Raw genomic sequence first — 20272 nt, 5'->3', positions numbered from 1 at the left:
TCCATGTCAGAAAATTTAAGTGAACTTTTAGGCAGAAAAGGCCTGCAGGAAAACCTCTTTGACAAGCTGGGAAATTTGGCACAACCCGCCGGAACCCCTGACGAGGAGGCTTTGGCCCTCTTGGCCGATGAATTCCTGATTGGGAAAGCTAATACTTATGGCACAGCCACCTTTTACGATTTTCTGAAGCCCGAGAACAAAGGCAAACAGGTTTACGTTTGTAATGGAACCGCTTGCGAATGCGCGGGAACGCAACCAGGCGTTATTAAAGAACTGAAAAAACAGTTCACAGACGATCAAATTGGGCATATGTGCTGTTTAGGCAGATGCCACGAAAATTCTGCCTTTCATTATAAGGGACATAATTACTCTGGAGCAGCCATTGATGCGCTAGATAAGATTGTAAGTGGTGATGGCGAGCATCACGGCGACCGCTATAATGTCGCCGCAAGCCATGATGCCATTTTAACGGCAGACTTCACCGATGTGGACACTTATTACGAACCTTGGTTGGCCGTTTTGGCTCAAGATTCTGCCGATGTGCTGGAAGAGATCAAAACCTCAAACGTGCGTGGCCGTGGTGGAGCTGGTTTCCCAATGGGACTCAAATTGGAGTTTTGTCGCAATGCGGAAGGCCCGGTAAAGTTCATTATTTGTAACGCAGATGAAGGTGATCCCGGTGCTTATTCAGACCGATATTTGCTAGAAGAGCAACCACATTCGGTCCTCTTTGGCATGTTGGTCAGCGGTTATGTGACTGGAGCGAATCACGGTATACTTTATATCCGCGCAGAATATCCAGAAGCTGTTGAAATTGTGCAGCAAGCCATAGATGCCCTAAAAGATCGAGGTCTGGTAGGCAGTAATATTGGTAACTCCGGATTCGATTTTGAATTTAAGATCATTCAAGCGCAGGGTTCTTATATCTGCGGAGAGGAAACAGCCCTGATCAATTCCATAGAAGGTCAGCGCCCGGAAGTGCGCGTACGACCTCCTTATCCCGCACAACGCGGACTCTTCAATCGCCCGACGGTGGTGAACAATGTGGAAACGCTTGCGGCTTTGCATTACATCATCAGTGAAGGCGGAGAAGCTTGGAAGGCTATAGGAACAGACAAGTCTTCAGGAACTAAATTGGTGTGTTTGGACAGTTATTTCAACAAGCCCGGCATGTATGAGGTGGTCATGGGAACACCCATGAAGACCGTAATTAAAGACTTGGGTGGAGGCTTTAAGGAAGCGGTAAAAGCCGTTCAAATTGGAGGGCCGTTAGGAGGAGTTGTTCCGGTAGAAAAGCTGGGTGACCTCACCTTGGATTTTGAATCCTTTAAGGAACACGGTTTCCTTTTGGGACACGCCTCAGTAGTGAGTATTCCAGAAGACTATCCGATGATCAAATACATAGAACACCTTTTTGATTTTGCCTCTTATGAGAGCTGCGGAAAGTGCTTTCCATGCCGTTTAGGCACCAAACGCGGTCACGAATTGGCCTCCAAAGCCATCCAAGGCAGAGAGACCATTGACCGGGAATTGTTTCAAGACCTCTTGACCACTTTGGAACAAGGGTCACTGTGCGCTCATGGTGGGGGAATTCCGCTACCGATCAGAAATATTGTGCAGCACTTTGATGACGAACTTAAAAATTACTTCAGTTAAGCTATGAAGACAGCCTATATTAACGATATCGCCTACACTTTTGAACCGGGAGAAACCATGCTCTCTTTTGTGCGTCGCCACAAAGACGACAATCTAGTCCCTACCCTTTGTGATGCTCCCAATTTAGATCCTTTTGGAGCTTGCCGTGTTTGTTCGGTAGAAGTAGCTTTAGAAGAAGGTGGCCCTGTAAAGACCATGGCTTCTTGCCATACTCCAGTCAGTGAAGGGCAATACATCTATACTTCAACCGCTAGTGTTCAAAAGCTCAGAAAGAACATTATTGAATTGGTCTTGACCGATCACCCTTTAGATTGTTTGACCTGTGAAGTCAATGGCAATTGCGAGCTTCAGACCGTTGCAGCTCAAGTTGGGATTCGCGATGTACGTTATCCCGCAGGAGACAATCATTTGCACAAAACCAAAGATCTGAGTCATCCGTATATGACCTCAGATTTTAGCAAGTGTATCAATTGCTACCGTTGCGTTCGCGCCTGTGATGAGGTACAAGGCGAATTTGTGCTCAGCATGGCTGGGCGCGGTTTTGATGCTCATATCATTAAAGGTTTGGATCAGAGTTTTATGGATTCTGATTGTGTGAGTTGCGGTGCCTGTTCTCAGGCCTGCCCTACCTCCGCGATTTCGGACGTGTTCCAATCCAAAGCCATTCAAGCCACAGAAACTACACGCACCGTTTGTACCTATTGTGGTGTTGGATGTAACCTGGATGTAGCCACAAACTCCGGTGAGATCTTAAGCATAACTGCACCTTATGATGCAGAAGTAAATCAAGGACACACTTGCCTTAAAGGGCGATTTGCCTTCAAATTTTATGACCATCCAGAGCGCTTGGACTCTCCAATGATCAAACGCAATGGCGAATTTGAAAAGGTGAGTTGGGATGAGGCTTACAGCTATATCACGGACAAATTCAACCATTATAAAGATACTTACGGGCCAGACAGCATGGCTGGTATTTCTTCTTCTCGTTGTACCAATGAGGAGAATTATTTGATGCAAAAGTTTTTTAGAGCGGTATTGCAAACCAATAATATTGACGGATGTGCACGCGTGTGCCACTCGCCTACCGCCTTGGGTATGCAACGCACCTTTGGAACCGGAGCTGCGACTAATTCTATAGAAGATCTGCAGTTTACCAATTGCATTATGGTAATTGGCGCCAATCCTACGGATGCACATCCGGTGACCGGAGCCAAGCTCAAGCAGTTTTCCATGAAGCAAGACAATGTGACTATTGTGATCGATCCGCGTAGAACTGAAATTGCGCGTTATGCCGATCATCATTTGGCACTGAGACCTGGAACCAATGTAGCCGTACTTAACATGATGATGTATTACATCATTGATGAAGGTTTGGTTGACGAAAGTTTTATAAAGAACCGCACAGAAGGTTATGAGGACTTTATCAAAGAGCTTATGGCCATTGATATTGACAAATTAGAAGCCGTTTCTGGTGTGCCGAGAGAGCAAGTAAGAGCAGCTGCTATTGCTTATGCGACGGCACCCAATGCCATGTCCTTCCACGGTCTGGGGGTTACGGAACACTCTCAAGGAACCTTTACTGTGATGCAGATCGCGGATTTAGCCATGTTGACGGGAAATATTGGTCGACGCGGTGTAGGAGTGAATCCGCTTCGTGGACAAAACAACGTTCAGGGAAGCGCCGACATGGGGGTGCAACCGCACCAAGGTGCCGGTTAACTGGATGTGACCAATCCGGAGATCAACAAACGCTACAACGAATTTTATGGCTCTGAACTGCCTTTGCATATTGGGTATAAGATTCCAGAGATGTTTGACGCCGCTTTGGACGGAAAACTAAAAGCCATTTGGATCATTGGAGAGGATGTGGTGCAGACCGATCCGAATACGCAGAAAGTGATCAAAGCACTCAATGCAACTGATCTTGTTATTGTTCAAGAACTGTTTATGACCGAGACGGCCAAGCAAGCTGATGTGATTCTACCCGGTTCCTCTTTCTTAGAAAAGAGTGGAACTTTTACCAACGGAGAACGCCGTGTACAAGCGGTGCGTCAAGTGGTGAAACCGATTGAAGGAACCAAACCTGATGGTCAGATCATAGTAGATATCATGAACCGCATGGGTTATAAGCAACCCGATTATACGCCAGATGGCATGCTCGAGGAGATCTCTCAGATCGTACCTTTCTTTGCTGGAATCAAATGGGAACGATTGGGTCATAATGGGCTGCAATGGCCTGTGGCACCAGACGGTACCGATACCCAGATCTTACACCAAGAAGAGTTTAAACGCGGGCTAGGGTACTTTGAGTTCCATCCTTGGGAGGAAACTCAGGAGATCACCCAACACGGAAAAGACTTTCCGTATATTTTGACTACCAATCGTGAGTTAGAGCATTACAATTGTGGTGCTATGACCCGACGTACAGCTAATGAGCAGATCTTAAAGAGTGATTATTTAATGATCAATCCAGAAGATGCTGCGAGTCATTTGATCAACGATGGAGATTTTGTGTGCATAGAATCCCCGAGAGGTAAGGTAGACGTCAAAGCTCGAATTACGGACGAGGTCAAACCGGGAATCTTGAGTACAACCTTCCACTTTCCGGATATTATGATCAACAACATTACCGGAGACGTACACGATTCCGAAGCCATGTGCCCGGAATACAAAGTGGTCGCCGTGCGAATCAGAAAATCAAAAGGCAAGTTCAAAAGCCTCTTGCAAGACAAATAAAAAAAGCGCCCGTTTGGGCGCTTTTCTTTTTTACTTTTCTCCGATGATCTCCATGGCCTTGTCCATGAATTCATCGCGACCTGCTTGTATGCCTTGAACCGTTCGGGTCACAAAAACATCCGGTTGCACTCCGACCGCATGATGCTGATCTCCGTTGTGCTTCAACACGCGCATGCCGGTCCAACTAATGGTGATTCCACCCGGTAGTCTTGAGCGGTTGACATTACCGTTGGCTCCTGCCGTAGGTTGTCCCACTATGGTTGCCAATTTATACCCTTTAATAAAGCCCATATAACTTTCGGCATAACTAATGGCGCTCCCATCAATGAGAAAGACCACTTTCTTGTCGCCTAAATAAGGCTTCTTAGTAGGCATATTCCATCCACTGGCACGAAACTCACGATCCTTTTGATCTGGATAAATGTACTCTGGAATATACATCCACTTATTGTAATCATTGTCTTTGAGCAGATGTGAGATCAGCTCGTGATTTCCTTTGGGATAACCTCTAAGGTCAAAGATCAATCCGCTGGCTTGTTCCAATTTAGGCATCAAGGCATTGATACTGTCCATGGTCATTACATCTAAATTGACGTAATAAGAGTTCTTGCCCACCTTTTTATGAGGTTGCTTTTCTGTTTCAAACAGCTCATAATTGCTGTACATGTCCATGCTGCGCGTTACAGAGACTGTTCTGCCATCTTTAAGCACTAAGGCAAGCGTACTTCCTTTTTCACCTCTCATGGTTTCTGTTTTGGCGCGATAATCTCGCCAGCCATCAGTTCCATAAGAAATGCCTTTGTAGATGCTCGTCAAGTAATCTGCAGTCTTTTGGCCGTTAACCGAAGTAACTACATCACCCACTTTTAAGGGTAGGTCTAGATTGAGCAATTTTGTGATCACCAATTGCCCTTCAACCACTTCCCAGACAAATTCCGGAGCGAAGTTTTCAGCGCTGCTTGCGGCATTTACTCTTACGTGACCGTCTTTGAGTTGGGCAGTAAATTCCTTTACTGTTTGGATGTGATCCTTAGCGGTTTTATCTGAGAATGATTTGCCTAAAGCTGTTGTAAAAGCCCCGTACCAATCCACCCCGGTTTGATCAAAATACGGGAAAAAATGCTGAAAGATATTGTAAGTGTTCACCACATTCCCCAAACGAGTTTCCAGATTATTTGCATCAACTCCTACAGCTGCTACTGCATCCTTGAGCGCTTTTAGCGCGTCTGCGTCGCCTTTTGGATAGGTCTTTCTATCTCCATCAATACAAACCGTTAAAGGCACACGCGCATAAAGATCCCTCCCGATCATGGCTGTATAACTCGCGCCGCGATCTGGAGCCGTAGAAAAAATCGTACGCCCTTTGACTAGTTTCGCTTTTTGCTCGCCTTGAATAAGCACTGCCTGTGATCCCTCTGCAATATCTGCGCTGTTAAGGTCAAAATTATAGCCTTGGCCATAGGTAGACCATTTATTGTTCACACCAGAAGTATCATCTATGACACTGCTCTCAAAGGAGGCGTTGTGTAGATCAAATTCGGTCCAATCTTGACTTTCTGAATCGCGGAAGTACAGTTTAAAATCGTCCACGGCAATTGCTCCTGAGCCTATGAGTAAGCATCCCAAAACCAAACGGTCTGGCTCCTCACCCAACTGTCCTTCAATCGTGTAGGTTCCCCACGCTGTTTGTGTTACCGGACGGCCAGCCATATTGTCAAAGAAGCCCATACCTCCGCTTTGTTTATCCTCGCGAAGCCACAAACGGCCTTCTCCAACATTCCCAGCAATGGACTTGACTTGAGCGGTCATTTTCACATACTTATTGGCAAGATCTTTGGCATCAAAAGAGGTCATCAAATTCGCAAACTGATTGTTTCCGCCTTGAGAGGCTTGATTCATCATGGCTCCCACACGGGAACTTTGGTAAACACTACCTCCGGAGGTAGCATCATAACCCAACCCTAAATGCTGCCAATAGGTCATTTTACAGCTTTGATCTATCTCCGTTAAAAGACTTTCTGAACTGGCTAACTGCAAGCTTGGAGCCATGGGCATAAACAATCGTTTTAAAGTGTCGTGAAGCTCTTTTTGGTCTTTGCATTTGATCACTTCTTGGGCTCCGTAAATGGCAAATTTGTCCCAATCCATGGCGTAGGCCTCATCCGTAGGGTGGAAATACTTCACATAGCCATAAAGCTTTGCAAAGGTCTCCACGTTTTGAAATTGTTGTTGTTGAGATTGCCCAAAACCAAGCGAATAACATAGGGTAAAGACAAAAAGAAGTAGTGTTTTTTTCATAGTTGAAGTTGATTGCTTTTTCTAAAGATTGTAAAAAAAGTCTCAGCCTCAAACGCTTTTAGGCTAGGTTTAACGAAAGATTCAAAGGTTTTGTTAAAAGCCCACCTTGTTTAAACCTACTCCTTCAAAGTCGTATACCCCTCCAGATTATTCACCCCCCAATGGTCTAACTCTTCTTGACTCCAAAGTTCTGGAAAGAAAATTCTGCGCTGGTATTTAGGGTGCATATATTTATGCCACTCACTGCCTCCAGTGGCTTCTGAGCTGCCTTTTCCGGAGTCTAAATATTGGGATGCGGTATTGTAATGATGCATCACCCATTTGATGTTCACGGTGTGATCGTAATGGCGCATAGCATTGATCAAGGCGGTATTTTGCTGATACGAATCTGGTAAAGCCTTGAATTTGGTCCAGAGATTGACTTCGTTATAGCGCTTCATCCAAGCAATGAGCTCTTCTTTGTAGCGGCTCTCAAAGTTCTTCATGAGCATGGTAGGCTTTCCCGTCTTGTGGTTCTTCCCAGCCACTTGCCAATACATATGATTAAAGGCGTGCAAATAAGGAGTCTGCCGGTCTATAGTTGCTCTATGTCTGTAATCGATCAGGTTGATGAGTTCTGTGGAGGCGATCTCTATTTTTCTGTATTGAACCGATTGGAATCCGCTCGCGGGAGTCAAAGTATCGCGAAACTTCATGTACTGTTCCAGCTCCATGCCTTCACTCATGATGTGAAAGGAATTGGACAGCATATCAAAATAGCGGCTGATCCGCATGAGGTGCATGGTGAACTTTTCTGGAGCAATATCATCTGTAAAAGAGATCTGATCCATCTCCCAAAGGATCATCTTAAAAAGCAGTTCATTGATCTGATGGTACATGATAAAGACCATCTCATCGGGTTGTTGAGTGCGTTTAATTTGTAATCCTAACAGTGCATCGAGCTGAATGTAATCCCAATAATTGATGGATTCTGCGTGCAGGAGTCCGGACAAATGCACATCTGGATTTTGACCAACGGCCTCATATTTGGCTACAATGGCCGCCACTAGTTCTTCTCGGGTCATAATTGTTTGGTTTAGGTGGAGTGAATAAAAAAGACGTGTTCATAGGCGGAGTGAATCCGCTTGGGGAAGAGAAGACTATGAAAAGGGCGATTTTATGTTTCGATATAAACGATACACCTCGGTCTAAATTTTTATTCAGATTCTAACTGAATCACTACTCAAAGCTAGCCAAATCTGATCGATCCTCAAAGTTAAGAGCATTAAAAAACCCGGGCGCGGGGCGCGGGTTTTCCTCACAAAAACTGGCTCAACCTATAAAAAAAATCCGACGCTTTTCAGCGCCGGATTCTTATGAACTAATCATCACTACTAGATAGTTCTCTGGATCAATTACAGGTTTGTGGCAATTGTTCCAGTGAGTCTTTGTCATAATAGATCTTTTTATCATCAGGGAGCTCTGAGTTCATGGCAGTAACCATTTTTCCAAAGTTCTCGTTGTATTTATTGGAAACCCTAATTTGACGTGAAATCGTATCGTTCTGGGTCAATACCAAGGTAAAGATCTGTCCGTCTTCTACACAGTTATTGATGTATTCATCTTTATCAAATCCTGTAATTGTACTCACCATATCACTGTAGTCTGCACTGCTCAAGGCAGCTTGAAAAACAATGGTATCGGTATTTTGAGTACGATGCACTTGATGCACAAAGATCGATCCGTCATCTACCACATATTTCATAGTAAATGGGCTCGGAAACATCGGGATGGAGAGTGCGATATTGTTTGCCTGATCCACTGCGATAGATTCTCCTGGATCTTCACAGGTCTTTAATCCCAAAGAAGAGATCAAAGCCAAGGCTAATAGATTCTTAAGTATCATTATTTCTTCCAGATTTCAATATACCTTGGGTATGTTCTACTCATTCGGCTCATCATACTCTCAATAGAAATATAGGAGCCACTCACCCCAAGATCCGTCAAATGCGTCTTGATGGATTGGGCCTTTTCTTCATCGTCTGGATGGAAATAACGAATGGTCAAAACATTCGGAAGATTATCTACCGCCGCTTGACTCACTTCGATCACCGGGGTAGTCTCCTCTGTAAACTGAGCGATATCAAATTTACTGCTGCTATCTATGGCTGTTTGAATTTCGCGCAGTCCTTGAACGTCTTTTTTGTAAGCCGGTACAATGCGAACCTCAGCGAGCTCAACACTTCCTGCGGCGACATTAGGACGACCGTAGATCTGTTGAATTCCTGAGACATCTAAAGAACTCAATACACCGTGATTCCCCCAACGTGGGTTACAATAGTTCATCACAGAATACAAATCACAAGGAGTCACATAGTATCCACCGCCACTTCCTTGTGGAGCTTCTCCACAAAGACAATCCGGACGGTTGTGCTCGTGAGCCAATCCAATGGCATGTCCAAACTCGTGAACAGCAATGAATTTGATACATTCCTCCTTGGTGTACCCAACACATTTAAAGCTTCCTAAGAAACCAAAGTTGAGTTCCATTCCATTTTGAAGCCCGTCTAATTGGGTCCCCAATCCTTTGGTGTGTGGATGGGTGTAATCATCGGCCAAAATGCGAATTCCTCGCTCTCCTGGGCTGGCTTGTCCCCAACCTACAAAGTCAATATTGGCATTGGCTTCCCATGCCGCTTCTACGGCCTCTTTTACCCATGCTCGGTATTGAGCATTGGCAGGAGTGGCATTTTCCCAGCTCACTGGGATTATGGTCTTTCCTTGTGCGTTTGCTGGCCATTTAGTGTCAATGGACATGTTGATCGCGCTGATACCTGAATATCCTTTGTAAGGCCCTGGGTCTTGTGCCATGGCCACACTTACTACAAGGATACACAGTAGAATGAGTGTTTTTTTCATCGATTTAGCGTTAATGTTAGTATTAAAAGTTTATCCATATCTCGAAATAGTCAGGTATGGGTTGATTAAAATAAGGCGCCATATTCTGTAAAGAGATTTGGCTTGGATGATATTTTGCCGCTATTTTTTGTTGAAACAATCGAGCCTTGGTCAGGTCGCGTTCGTCAAAATAGCGTATGGTTATGACGTTTGATAAATTAGAAACCGCATTGGCGGGAGGCAGATCATCTTCAATCTCAATGAACTGCACCAAAAGAGCATCTTGCCCTTGATTGAAGGTATTTTGACTGAGCTGACCGACTGCTTGGCGGGAGTAATCGGTGCAGGCCACTAGCCGCAATTTGTCAACGGTTATTTTACGTTGTGCAGTAGTCCCGACCTCTTGGGTGAGTTTAATCACCTTCTTTCTATTGTCTATAGTTATGGCTCCGAAGTTCTCTAAAGCGCTCTGTCCTAATAAAGGCGGAACATTAGCCCCACGGATTACCATGGCGTCTACGTCTTCCAATACCAAACTGCCGAGTGCTAGGCGATCAATACGAATCAATAGTGCGTCCGCCAATTCACCGTTAGCCATCATAGTGCTGGTCTTAGAAATGATGTTCTTTGGTCCTAAAGCACCAGCACGAACCAATTGGCCATAAAGCCCATCTCCAAAGGAAACCTTAGAAGCTGCTGTATCAAAGATGAAGGGCGTCTCAAAGCCATTCAAGCCTACTTGAACCTCCATTACATTGGCAGCATTGCGCTCAAAAGGAATGATCAATTCGCGCTTTTGCTGTCCGAAGCTCAATAAAGAGCTACATAGGAATACCGTAAAAAGAATCCGAGAGCACATATTGGTCACAGGTAAATTTAAATATTAGTACGAGTATCAAGGCCAAAACAGCCATAACAAGCATGATCTTGTTGGCCAAGCGGCGGTATTTCCAGCGGAGTTTACCGCTCACGTTTAGAATCACAAACACGATCCCGATCACCAAAGCGATCATCACCGGGTAAAAGAAACTACTGAACTTAAAACGGCTGTAGATGTATTCAAATCGGCCTTCACAGGAGTAATGCATCAGCTTTAAAAAGTCTGGGATCTTACCTTGATCAATAAAGTAATCTTCAGTCTCAAAGCGCTTGAGTAGTTTTCTAACATCGCGCTTTCTGGTGTTGATGTCTTCTGACTCAATACGCTTTTTAATGTGATCTGCCAATACGGCCAAATAGATCTGCCCTTTGAGTTCATTATCAGCAACGGTCGTATCGTTTAAAAAACCAACGGCCCGCTCAAATCCGCGATTGAGATCGTCAATGCTTAAAGGCGCGAGTGCTTCAGGATCCAATTGCTCTAATGGCACCTCAAAAAAGGCGTCCAAAGACAGTTTGTCGTCTTGTGCCTGTAGCTGTAGTCCAAAAACAAATAATAAACCTATTAATAGTTGTTTCATAGATCCTTTTACTTCTTGATTACGCTTAAAAGCGGTCCTAATTGATATCGTGTATCGTAGCGATCTTTCACCCCAGGAGCTGCCCATTGACTTAAGAAACCGTCCAAATAAAGCGCGTTATCACAATTCAATTCATCTCTTAGTAGCGTAGAGAACTCATAAAAGTTCACCTTGTCTATAGAGATCACAAAAACAATGTTTCCATCCTTATCCACTCCAGCGGCGTTTCTAATATTCAAGTTAGGCGAGCCCTCGTTAAAGGCTTCGTTAAACCTACCGCCGTAAACCATCATAGGGCCAGACTGGGTAGCAATTTGAACATCCTTAGGCCCAAATTTTGCCTTGACATACTGCTCAGTAGTTAGCACCATCGGGTCTCCTTTGGCAGTGATTAAAAAGACCCCATTAGGCGGGAAGTCATAGAAATTCCCACGCCCATTCTTTTTTGTGTTGAGTTGGAAAACGGTCTCGCCCTCATCAATATATAAGCCTACCGGCAATCGATTCTCATTGAACATCCCCGCGTTCATGGTAAAGATATGTTTGTCTTTTTTCTGCTGATGGTAGCGTGCCACACTGTTGATGTCATGCAAACGAGTTCCATCTTCGCTTTCATTGAATAGGTCTACCTTGTATTTCTTCGGATCTACCTTACACATGACATAGCGTTTACCGAATTGAATGATCTCCGTGAGTTCATCCGTGATCTCTTTCATCACTACTTCTTGAGGAATCTGAATATCTTCTTCAACGTTCGCTCCTCCAGCATTTTCCTTGGCTACCAAAATGTATATAGGACCGTAACCGGCTTTCTTTGGATTCACTTCTCCTGTTTCTGGAGTGTAATAAGCAGTATCATCACGACGCATGATCATGGCGTCATTTACCTTTAGCTGAGACTTCATAAAATCTGCCATGGCAGCGTAACTCACCGCATCTTGAGCAATGACAAAAACTGCGGAACCGTCGGCTCGTGTTCCCACCACACTCATGGTAGTCTCGGCGGCATAACCTTTTAAACTGGGATGCATAGCCCCTCTGGCCAAAAGAACTGGTGTGGATTCTACTGCAAATTCAAATCTGCCGGTATCTGCTGCGGTATATCTACTGGATGGCCTTAATTCGGTCTTGCCGCCTAAGTCTTTAGCAAAAATACCTTCCAATTGTTTAGTCTGAAAAGTAGCTGGATCTTGAAATTCTGCACCTTGCTGTCGCACTTTACCATCCTTGAAAACCAAGCCATAAGCTTCTTTCTTGTCATTGATGGAAGTTCCACTAATGGCAAAGACCATTTGTTCTCCCAATTGTGCCTTTTGATTGTGGTGTTTATCAAAAGACCACTGAGTCGCAGCGGTATTATGAAGCTCCAAGGTATGTTTTGCCGGGTCGTATTCTACCACGAGATAGGTTTTACCCTTGTGCTTTTTGGTTTGCATGGCCTCTTGAGCGATTGCCCCCATACTGAGTAGAACAGCGAACAACAAGGTCCAAAGACCACGCATTTTATAATGTTTGTGTAAATTAATCATAAGAGTAAAAGACTATTAAGTTAGTTGCGTCTTCCAAGCGGTCATCCGCTTTGTAGGTAAGTCCATCCCAGGACTCACGGACCAGAAAGATATTCTTCCCACCCGTATCCAGGTTGATGATATACTCCACGTCATAACCGATCTCTTCCAAGACCCTGAGGGTAAACTTAGCAGATAGGTTGAGCTCCAACTCAGCCGGAGCGTCAATTATGATGTTGTAGTAATTGTCTTCATAGGTAGCTGTTGCTAGAAAACGACGTTCTTGCTTCTTTCCGTATCTAAGATCGTAGAAATTGTCATTTCTATCCTTAGAATAGACCAATTGGGATTGAAAAATGGTATAGTTGCCCTCTTCTGCAGCCTGAAGCAGAATCTGTCTGTCTTCATAATTGGCCCGAGGATTCATTTGTAAAAAGGTTCCGTCCTCCATTTCAAATCCGCCTTGAAGTTCATCAAGGTCCATGGCGTATACCATTCCTTCTACCACGATCACCAAGGCATCCATATCAGGATCCAAACTTCTGTTTTTGATCACCCCGTCTTCTACGGTCATCCCCACAGGTTTGGAATCCTTATCCCAGGTTTCTGAAAAAGCACCGCTACAGGCAAGCATTACAGTTTTGTTGCTATACCAATTCTCATAACGATCCTGAGCTTCCATGGCAAAGTACTCCGCATTGACCGTATAGCCCATATTAAAGGCATAGACCTCATAGTCTCTACCCAGAAGGACACGGCTGTAATGCACGAAGTTCTCGTCAAATTCTTGAGCGCTAGCAGGTGCTGCACTCAAAAGCAGCGTTAATATTGTTATTGCTAATGTTCTCATTTATCGATTAGTCCTTGTAGTAGATCAATAAGTTGGTCGCATTTTCAATTTTGGCAGCGTCGGTATTAGAGCCTTTATAAGGTTTCATGTCTTGCAGATAGCTTCCGTTATAGCAGTGCATCAAGTTTTTGTCTCCAGTATCTAAGTTGAGAATATAAAGCACCTTAAAGCCGTCATATTCTAAAACAACTTTAGTGTCTTCAGCACCTTCTCCAAGGTAAATGGCTTCTGGCACATCAACTACAACGTGATGTACAATACCATTCTTGATACAAATGGCTAAATAGCGACGCTCTCTTTCCGCACCATAAAATTTGTTCCCAAAGTTCTCATCATAGGTTTTCTTTTCAGAATATACGAGTTGGGTTTGGAACAAGGTTACACCAGCATCCTCTCCCCAATTCAAGAACTTGGTTCGATCGGTGATATTATCTCGTGGATCGTACTGTTCGTAGTTTCCACTGCCGTATGGATTCTCCACATTGACGTATTTCTTGTCCATGTCTACAACGGCGATTCCTCCTTGTTGGGCGGCTCCATTGTATACAATCACCATTCCGTCCATTTCTGACTTTGGAGATCGGTTAACAATATGACCGTTATCCACACAAATACCTACAGGTTTTGCACTAGAGTCCCAACCGTCTGAAAAGGCACCTGCTGTAATAAACAAGATTTCCTTACCTGACTTCCAATTTTGATATTGGTCATAAGCGTTGGTGGCAAAATACTTGGCTTTGAGATTGGTGGCAGAGGTTCCCTCTCTAGAAAAATCATAAAGGGTGAAAGTTCTATCACCATAGTCATAGGCTTCAATTCTAAACTTGCCATTAAAATAACTCTGCGCATTGAGCATAGTGACGCTCAAAAGCAAGGTAAAAATAGTGGTGTAAAATAGTCTCATCTTAAAATATTTGATGGTTGTTAAAGTGTGTTGTATTTAATTTCAAATACGATAGGTAAAGTATCGTTTGGTTGTTGCGCGGCGTATTGCCTATCGTCAATGATGGTATTCATAAGGCCGGCATAATCGTTTTTATAATCGGTGGTGTCTCTAATGTGTTGTCTGTAATTTCTGGGCATGGCGTAATAGGCCCCATTTAAAAAGGACTTTTTGATCTTGCGCTCATTCAAGCTTGCTCCTGTTTGATGCGGCAAATAGTCCATGCGTACGCGAGCGTATTTGTTGAGCACTTCATTTAAAAAGTCCGAAGCTGCCACCAAACTAGAAACACTCGCATTCACAGAATCCCAGTTCAAAGCGATATACTGGTAGCAAACGTAGTATCCAGCAATGTGATCGGTGATATAGTCATATTCGGTTGGTTCTATTCGTTGCTCGAATTGTCCGTAAACGGAGGCTGAAAAAAGCTTCGCCAGGTAAGGATCTACCACATCCCCATTGGCATTGAGATAATTCAAAAAGGTATTTCCTAAACTGATGTGGACATCAGCCTGGCTTTGTGTTTTGTCTAAACAAAACCCGTCAACTTCTTCTTGAAAATAAATGATAGATTGCAGACTAAAGAAGCGCTCCAGCTCTTGTTTTACGGGAAAGTCAATGGATTGTCCAACAGCCGAGTTCAAGGCATTACCCGCGTCACGACTGTAGCATTGCGCATGGGTCGTAGTGGTTCCCAAATAGCATCCCAACAAAAACATTGCAGGGATCAGGTAGTAGTGATGGCTGCTTTTTTTCATTTAAACCTACAGTATCCTATTCGCCCATCATTAGGCTTGGATAAAACTATACTATGTTGGGAGATGGTAACATACCCATTGCTGGGTATAATCCTAAAAGTACATAATGTAGGACAAATACGTAAGGTAAAACCGTAAAAATCGCTAACAAACTCTTAACATCGGTGAAATGACATACGGTTGTTAGTTTAGTCTATGATATACCAAACAATATAATTTCCCCAATCCTGCAATAATTGAGCTTCTCTTTGGGTCAAACCATTTTGTTCATTAAGATTAGTTATTTGGCCATCTGTTGAAGAGCGCAAAAAGTTCACATTGCCAGTTTCTAGGTTCAATATGTATATAACTTTATGACCGAGATACTCTAAGATATTCTTTGTATCATTCGCTCCTTCAAGAAGTTTAATTGCGTCTGGAACATCAATAACGATATGATGAACATCATTATCTTTAATTGTGATTGCTAAATACCTTCTTTCGCGTTCATTACCCTGATAGATATTTTCAAAATTCTCTTCTTGAGTTTTTTTCTCAGAATATACCAAATGGGTTTGCAAAACACTCAATCCAAGTTCTACCGCCACATTTAAAAATTTTGATCTGTCTGTAATATTATCACGAGGATCAAAAAGCTGATAGCTCCCACTTTTAGCTGGGTATTCTAAGTTTACGTACTTCTTGTCCATATCGAAAATAGAAATACCTCCTTTTTGAGGAGCGACATTATAAAAAAGAACCAATCCGTCCATATCAAAGCTAGCACTTCTGTTGATTATTTGTCCATCATCCACCGAGAGACCAACAGGTTTGGCATTTGCATTCCAACCATCCATGTATCCTGCAGAGGTAATTAGTAATATTTCCTTGTCTCTTTTCCATTCCGTCAGCCTGTCATAGGAATTAGTAGCAAAGTACTTTACTCCTATTTTAGCTCCTGAAGAATCAATGGAAGCTCGAGACATATCGTAGAGCGTAAAATCTCGATCCCCATAGCTGTAAGTCTCGATAGTAAATCGGCCGTTATAATAGGATTGCGCATGTATTAGGCTCGTTAAGAGTAGCGCCGTAATAAAAAGAAACTGTCTCATCATTATGGTTTTTTTGCAAAGTAGGTGCTGACAGGAAGAATCCACATACCGTTTAGGGGGTATTTTAACTTACTAAATGCCTGGGAGATATAACTGGTTCATTATTATATTCTCGTTCTGTAGATCTAAATAATCGTTCTTCTGTTTTCTAATTGTGAGATTTATCCTTGTTCCATTTCCTTTTTATAACTTTCTGAGGATTTAATCCAGGCAAACCACTGATCCTGCCGGCATTGTAACTCTGATTACTATGCAATTCTAGCAGAAGCGCTATTTTACGGCTTGGGTTTTAAAAACCAACTAACTTGAAACGCAGAGCATTCATTCAAAAAACAGCCCTAAGCGCTTTCGCCGCGGCTTTGGGCACAGAAATAGTCTTTGGGGCCAATTTGCTCAAAGGTTACACCCCTTTGGGACTTCAAGATCCTGATCCTTTTGAACTCTTCAAAAAGAACAAAGACATGGTGGTGCTCAACGACCGCCCGTGGAACATAGAAGCCCGGGCTCATCTGCTGGATGAGAAGATCACCAGCAATGCCAATATGTTCATTAGAAACAATGGGCTAATCCCTCAAGAGATTGATGTTGCCAATTGGACGTTGACCATAGATGGCGAGTCCGTCAAGAATTCAAAAACTTATAGCCTTGAGGAACTAAAGACCAAGTTCAAACAATATACTTATCAACTCACGCTGGAATGTGGCGGTAACGGCCGTAGCGAATTTGATCCGCCTGCCAAAGGCAACCAGTGGACTGTTGGCGCTGTCCATTGTGCCCAGTGGACTGGTGTTCGGCTCAGAGACGTTTTAGAAGATGCTGGAATAGCCAGTGATGCCGTTTATATAGGGTATCACGCTGCAGACGTTCATCTTAGTGGTGATCCTACCAAAGAACCGATCTCTAGAGGCTGCCCTATGAGTAAAGCGCTTCAAGAGGAAACGCTTCTGGCCTTTAAACTTAATGGTCAGGACATCCCGGTAGCCCACGGCTACCCTTTGCGTTTGGTTGCTGGTGGCTGGCCGGCTTCTGTTTCTGGAAAATGGATTGAGCGCATCAGCATTAGAAATATAGTTCATGATGGAGCAAAAATGACCGGAACAGCTTACCGCGTACCTTGCAAACCTGTCGCTCCAGGAGCAAAGGTTGCCGATGCCGATATGTGCATCATAGAATCCATGCCTGTAAAATCTTTGATCACTTATCCTAAATCAGGAGCTGTACTAAAAAAGGGGCGCAAACTCAACATAAGAGGGCATGCTTGGGCCGGTGAACTTGAGGTGGCTAAAATGGAGTATTCCATAGATTTTGGCAGCACTTGGAAATCCTGCGAACTCAGCAAACCCGCAAATCGCCTCGCTTGGCAACATTTCACAGCTAGCATTGATTTTCCCGAGGTAGGCTATTACGAAGTTTGGGCCCGTGCAACAGATAGTCAAGGCAAAGCACAGCCCATGGTATTGCCAGGATGGAACCCCAAAGGATACCTCAACAACGCTTGTCACCGTATAGCCATTAAAGTACAATAACATGAACGGACCCGAAGCGTTTAAAGATCAAGTAAAGCAACTCTACCGAGCCTTAACCGGCCTGCTTATTGCTTTTGTTATGGTTATTGGCCTGGTGATGGCCTATGTGAATGATCCGTCCATTTTTGATTCTAAAGACGATTCCTGGGTGGCGGTTCCCGAGGAAGACCCCGATTTGATCGTGGATGGCATTCATCAACGCACGGGTTTGATAGAAGCTGAAGGACTTATGGCTGTGGTATCCAATTGTACCAGTTGTCATTCTGCCAAACTCATCACTCAAAACCGCATGAACGCAGAGCGCTGGAACACTACCATTGCTTGGATGCAAGAGACCCAAAACCTTTGGGATTTGGGGGATCAACAAGAGGTCATTGTAAACTATTTGGTGACCAACTATCCTCCTAAAGCTAAAGGCAGACGAATGGCCTTAACTGATATTCAGTGGTATGAATTGGAAGAAGAATAAATATTACTTCTTGCTGATTTTACTCGCCGCTTGCCGATCTGATCAACAAGCCGAGCAAAGCGCACTCATTGGCCCTACTCTGGAAGTAAATGCGTTGGCGGACTTGCTCGATGATCCAAGTATTCAACTCATTGACTTTAGAAAAGCCGCGGAGTTTGAACAAGGACATATTCCTGGAGCAATCAATTTATGGCGTAGAGACATTGAAGATCCAAATCACACCCATGCAGGAATGATGGCCACGGCCCAACAGTTAGAGACACGATTTTCTAAACTCGGCATAAAAAATAACACCACCTTAGTGGTTTATGACGGCGATGGCAGCTGTGATGCCAGTCGTTTTTGGTGGGTTCTCAAACAATATGGCCACGACAATGTGATCATTCTCAACGGAGGAATCGCTGCTTGGAGCGGAGCCGGAAATCAGTTGAGCTCTAAACCCAATTCACTTGCGAATAGTGATTTTAAGTTGCCTGTAAATAGTCCGCAAAACATTATGTCTATTGACCAAGCGAGCTTGTTTGAGCTTCTCGACACCGATGCCATTATAATTGACGCGCGGACACAGGAAGAATATTCTGGAGCTCGAATGAAAAACGGTGCTAGCCGCGCTGGACGGATTCCAGGAAGCAAACATCTGGACTGGAAGTTTTCAGTTTTACTGCAAGAAGACCATCGTTTTAAAAGCGCTGAAGCCTTGCAAGAGGAGCTAGACTTTTTAGGTGCAGACAAGCACATTCCCATTGTAGTTTACTGCCATAGCGGAGTGCGTTCTGCCCATTTGACCTTTGTGTTGACTCAGCTTTTGGGCTATACCAACGTCAAAAATTACGACGGATCTTGGATTCAGTGGAGTGCGCTGGCTGAATTGCCGATAAGCCAGGATAGTTTAATAACTTTGCAAAACTGATATGGAAAAGTATTTAGAAGCTTTTTGGAATGCAATTGTAGGTACCGCAGACTGGACCTGGAAGTCCATCATCTTTGAAGTGCCTTGGTACAACAACTTCTTTTGGGGTCTTACTGTGATCTCCTTAGCAGTGTGGCTTTTAGAAATTGCTTTCCCCTGGCGTAAAGAGCAAAAAACCATCCGCAAAGATTTTTGGTTGGACGCTTTTTATATGTACTTCAACTTCTTTGTCTTTTCTATAGTGATCAGTGGGTTTTATCAGATCCTAAGTTTGCTGTTTGCAGAGGTAAATATTACCGCGAGTAGCTTGGCGCTAATTGATTTCTCCGGATGGGCTCCTGGTTTACAATTATTGGTGTTCTTTATTTTGCTCGATTTTGTGCAGTGGTTCACCCACGTCTTACTACACAGATATGAATTCCTCTGGAATTTCCACAAAGTACATCACAGCGTCAAAGAGATGGGCTTTGCCGCGCACTTGCGCTATCATTGGATGGAAAATGTCTTGTACAAACCCCTAAAAACTTTTGGGGTAATGATCTTAGGCGGATTTGAACCCGAACAGGCCTATATTGTCCATTTCATTGCCATTGCGATTGGACACTTCAATCATTCAAACATCAAGATCACTTGGGGGCCATTGAAGTATATTTTCAACAACCCCGTCATGCATCTTTATCATCATGCCTATACCCTGCCAGAAGGCAGAAACGGTGTGAACTATGGAATCAGTCTGAGTCTGTGGGATTATATTTTCAAAACGAATTACATTCCAGAAGACAGCGGCACCATTGTTATTGGTTTTAAAGGCGATGATGAATTTCCAAAGGACTTTGTAGGGCAGAATCTCTACGGATTCGGCAAGAAAAAGAAGTAGTTTAAAGCACCTTTACTCATTTAAATCACAGGCGTTTTCTTTAAAAGCAACCGCGTCTAACTCATTCCAGATAGGCCTATCGAATGGGCTTGGTGATAACGTAAATAGTACCTGCATTCTTTCCCGCTTTTCACAATACTGCTGCCTTACTTTGACAAACAATTCCATCATTTTACCCGTGTGAAACCCATCAAAGACTCTGATCTTTCCAAAAAACTCAACGGATAGGTTTTCCTCCTTCGGATTGTCCAATAAGATCATAATCCAGGTTTGCCTACATGCTTCCAATCGGGGTGAAATCGAAGTTCTTGAT

General features: G+C 43.7%; 18 protein-coding genes and 1 pseudogene. 7 read left to right on the top strand and 12 right to left on the bottom strand.

All coding sequences use genetic code 11. The annotated features are described in order from the left end of the window. Nucleotides 1-3 precede the first annotated feature (3 nt). From HRT75_RS08540 to HRT75_RS08530, 3 genes and pseudogenes are all read left to right on the top strand, one after another. On the top strand, nt 4-1656 hold the full coding sequence (locus HRT75_RS08540) for an NADH-ubiquinone oxidoreductase-F iron-sulfur binding region domain-containing protein (protein WP_291185177.1): 1653 nt from the start codon (nt 4-6) through the stop codon (nt 1654-1656). A 3-nt stretch (nt 1657-1659) separates the two neighbouring features. Continuing rightward, a pseudogene (locus HRT75_RS08535) lies at nt 1660-3759 on the top strand (molybdopterin-dependent oxidoreductase); the annotation flags it as partial. Between the two features lie 6 nt (nt 3760-3765). Beyond that, nucleotides 3766-4392, top strand: coding sequence for a molybdopterin dinucleotide binding domain-containing protein (locus HRT75_RS08530; protein ID WP_366665043.1), 627 nt, complete (start codon nt 3766-3768; stop codon nt 4390-4392). A 30-nt stretch (nt 4393-4422) separates the two neighbouring features. Here HRT75_RS08530 and HRT75_RS08525 read toward each other — a convergent pair whose 3' ends face one another. From HRT75_RS08525 to HRT75_RS08475, 11 genes are all read right to left on the bottom strand, one after another. Continuing rightward, a complete protein-coding gene (locus tag HRT75_RS08525) occupies nt 4423-6690 on the bottom strand; it encodes a S41 family peptidase (protein WP_291185174.1) in 2268 nt (755 codons plus the stop codon). A gap of 116 nt (nt 6691-6806) precedes the next feature. Further along, nucleotides 6807-7754: a tryptophan 2,3-dioxygenase family protein gene (locus tag HRT75_RS08520; RefSeq protein WP_291185171.1), complete on the bottom strand. Its 948-nt coding sequence runs from the start codon at nt 7752-7754 to the stop codon at nt 6807-6809. 326 nt (nt 7755-8080) lie between these two features. After that, nucleotides 8081-8575, bottom strand: a complete 495-nt coding sequence (locus HRT75_RS08515) for a hypothetical protein (RefSeq protein WP_291185168.1) — start codon at nt 8573-8575, stop codon at nt 8081-8083. Next, nucleotides 8575-9588, bottom strand: a complete 1014-nt coding sequence (locus HRT75_RS08510) for a M12 family metallopeptidase (RefSeq protein ID WP_291185166.1) — start codon at nt 9586-9588, stop codon at nt 8575-8577. The genes HRT75_RS08515 and HRT75_RS08510 overlap by 1 nt, the downstream gene beginning before the upstream one ends. A gap of 22 nt (nt 9589-9610) precedes the next feature. After that, complete coding sequence (locus HRT75_RS08505; RefSeq protein WP_291185165.1) at nt 9611-10426, bottom strand: retropepsin-like aspartic protease; 816 nt, start codon at nt 10424-10426, stop codon at nt 9611-9613. Further along, the gene (locus HRT75_RS08500) at nt 10389-11027 is read right to left on the bottom strand and encodes a hypothetical protein (protein ID WP_291185163.1); all 639 of its coding nucleotides are present in this window, start codon (nt 11025-11027) and stop codon (nt 10389-10391) included. The genes HRT75_RS08505 and HRT75_RS08500 overlap by 38 nt, the downstream gene beginning before the upstream one ends. An 8-nt stretch (nt 11028-11035) precedes the next feature. Beyond that, nucleotides 11036-12529 carry a phosphodiester glycosidase family protein gene (locus HRT75_RS08495; protein WP_291185161.1) on the bottom strand — a complete coding sequence of 498 codons (1494 nt, stop codon included), beginning with the start codon at nt 12527-12529 and terminating at the stop codon, nt 11036-11038. Nucleotides 12530-12548: 19 nt separating this feature from the next. Further along, nucleotides 12549-13385: a hypothetical protein gene (locus tag HRT75_RS08490; protein ID WP_291185158.1), complete on the bottom strand. Its 837-nt coding sequence runs from the start codon at nt 13383-13385 to the stop codon at nt 12549-12551. A gap of 7 nt (nt 13386-13392) precedes the next feature. After that, complete coding sequence (locus tag HRT75_RS08485) at nt 13393-14289, bottom strand: hypothetical protein (RefSeq protein WP_291185156.1); 897 nt, start codon at nt 14287-14289, stop codon at nt 13393-13395. A 20-nt stretch (nt 14290-14309) separates the two neighbouring features. Then, a complete protein-coding gene (locus HRT75_RS08480; protein WP_291185153.1) occupies nt 14310-15086 on the bottom strand; it encodes a hypothetical protein in 777 nt (258 codons plus the stop codon). Nucleotides 15087-15274: 188 nt separating this feature from the next. Beyond that, entirely contained in the window at nt 15275-16051 is a 777-nt protein-coding gene (locus HRT75_RS08475; RefSeq protein ID WP_291185150.1) for a hypothetical protein, read from the bottom strand. Nucleotides 16052-16482: 431 nt separating this feature from the next. Between HRT75_RS08475 and HRT75_RS08470 the strand changes: the two genes are divergently transcribed. The 4 genes from HRT75_RS08470 to HRT75_RS08455 are packed head-to-tail and all read left to right on the top strand — an operon-like array spanning nt 16483 to nt 19959. Continuing rightward, nucleotides 16483-17703 (top strand): sulfite oxidase, encoded by a 1221-nt coding sequence (locus HRT75_RS08470; RefSeq protein WP_291185147.1) that lies wholly within the window; start codon nt 16483-16485, stop codon nt 17701-17703. A gap of 1 nt (nt 17704) precedes the next feature. Beyond that, nucleotides 17705-18172: a monoheme cytochrome C gene (locus tag HRT75_RS08465; protein WP_291185145.1), complete on the top strand. Its 468-nt coding sequence runs from the start codon at nt 17705-17707 to the stop codon at nt 18170-18172. Beyond that, complete coding sequence (locus HRT75_RS08460) at nt 18153-19082, top strand: sulfurtransferase (RefSeq protein ID WP_291185143.1); 930 nt, start codon at nt 18153-18155, stop codon at nt 19080-19082. The genes HRT75_RS08465 and HRT75_RS08460 overlap by 20 nt, the downstream gene beginning before the upstream one ends. A gap of 1 nt (nt 19083) precedes the next feature. After that, complete coding sequence (locus HRT75_RS08455; RefSeq protein WP_291185141.1) at nt 19084-19959, top strand: sterol desaturase family protein; 876 nt, start codon at nt 19084-19086, stop codon at nt 19957-19959. A 12-nt stretch (nt 19960-19971) separates the two neighbouring features. Here HRT75_RS08455 and HRT75_RS08450 read toward each other — a convergent pair. After that, nucleotides 19972-20272: hypothetical protein (locus HRT75_RS08450; protein ID WP_291185138.1), on the bottom strand; the 301-nt coding region annotated here is incomplete at its 5' end.

This window comes from Gilvibacter sp. (assembly GCF_013214815.1).
Lineage (GTDB): Bacteria > Bacteroidota > Bacteroidia > Flavobacteriales > Flavobacteriaceae > Gilvibacter.
The sequence above is the reverse complement of the archived record's forward strand: the minus strand, read 5'-3'. Positions and strand labels throughout refer to the sequence as shown.

Bases quoted from the DNA above. Each gene is read 5' to 3' on its own strand.
- HRT75_RS08530 (WP_366665043.1), top strand. From the start codon at position 3,766: ATGAACCGCATGGGTTATAAGCAACCCGATTATACGCCAGATGGCATG.
- HRT75_RS08495 (WP_291185161.1), bottom strand. From the start codon at position 12,529: ATGCGTGGTCTTTGGACCTTGTTGTTCGCTGTTCTACTCAGTATGGGG.
- HRT75_RS08485 (WP_291185156.1), bottom strand. From the start codon at position 14,289: ATGAGACTATTTTACACCACTATTTTTACCTTGCTTTTGAGCGTCACT.
- HRT75_RS08525 (WP_291185174.1), bottom strand. From the start codon at position 6,690: ATGAAAAAAACACTACTTCTTTTTGTCTTTACCCTATGTTATTCGCTT.
- HRT75_RS08520 (WP_291185171.1), bottom strand. From the start codon at position 7,754: ATGACCCGAGAAGAACTAGTGGCGGCCATTGTAGCCAAATATGAGGCC.
- HRT75_RS08500 (WP_291185163.1), bottom strand. From the start codon at position 11,027: ATGAAACAACTATTAATAGGTTTATTATTTGTTTTTGGACTACAGCTA.
- HRT75_RS08490 (WP_291185158.1), bottom strand. From the start codon at position 13,385: ATGAGAACATTAGCAATAACAATATTAACGCTGCTTTTGAGTGCAGCA.
- HRT75_RS08540 (WP_291185177.1), top strand. From the start codon at position 4: ATGTCAGAAAATTTAAGTGAACTTTTAGGCAGAAAAGGCCTGCAGGAA.
- HRT75_RS08480 (WP_291185153.1), bottom strand. From the start codon at position 15,086: ATGAAAAAAAGCAGCCATCACTACTACCTGATCCCTGCAATGTTTTTG.
- HRT75_RS08460 (WP_291185143.1), top strand. From the start codon at position 18,153: ATGAATTGGAAGAAGAATAAATATTACTTCTTGCTGATTTTACTCGCC.
- HRT75_RS08455 (WP_291185141.1), top strand. From the start codon at position 19,084: ATGGAAAAGTATTTAGAAGCTTTTTGGAATGCAATTGTAGGTACCGCA.
- HRT75_RS08505 (WP_291185165.1), bottom strand. From the start codon at position 10,426: ATGTGCTCTCGGATTCTTTTTACGGTATTCCTATGTAGCTCTTTATTG.
- HRT75_RS08475 (WP_291185150.1), bottom strand. From the start codon at position 16,051: ATGTCTCGAGCTTCCATTGATTCTTCAGGAGCTAAAATAGGAGTAAAG.
- HRT75_RS08515 (WP_291185168.1), bottom strand. From the start codon at position 8,575: ATGATACTTAAGAATCTATTAGCCTTGGCTTTGATCTCTTCTTTGGGA.
- HRT75_RS08510 (WP_291185166.1), bottom strand. From the start codon at position 9,588: ATGAAAAAAACACTCATTCTACTGTGTATCCTTGTAGTAAGTGTGGCC.
- HRT75_RS08465 (WP_291185145.1), top strand. From the start codon at position 17,705: ATGAACGGACCCGAAGCGTTTAAAGATCAAGTAAAGCAACTCTACCGA.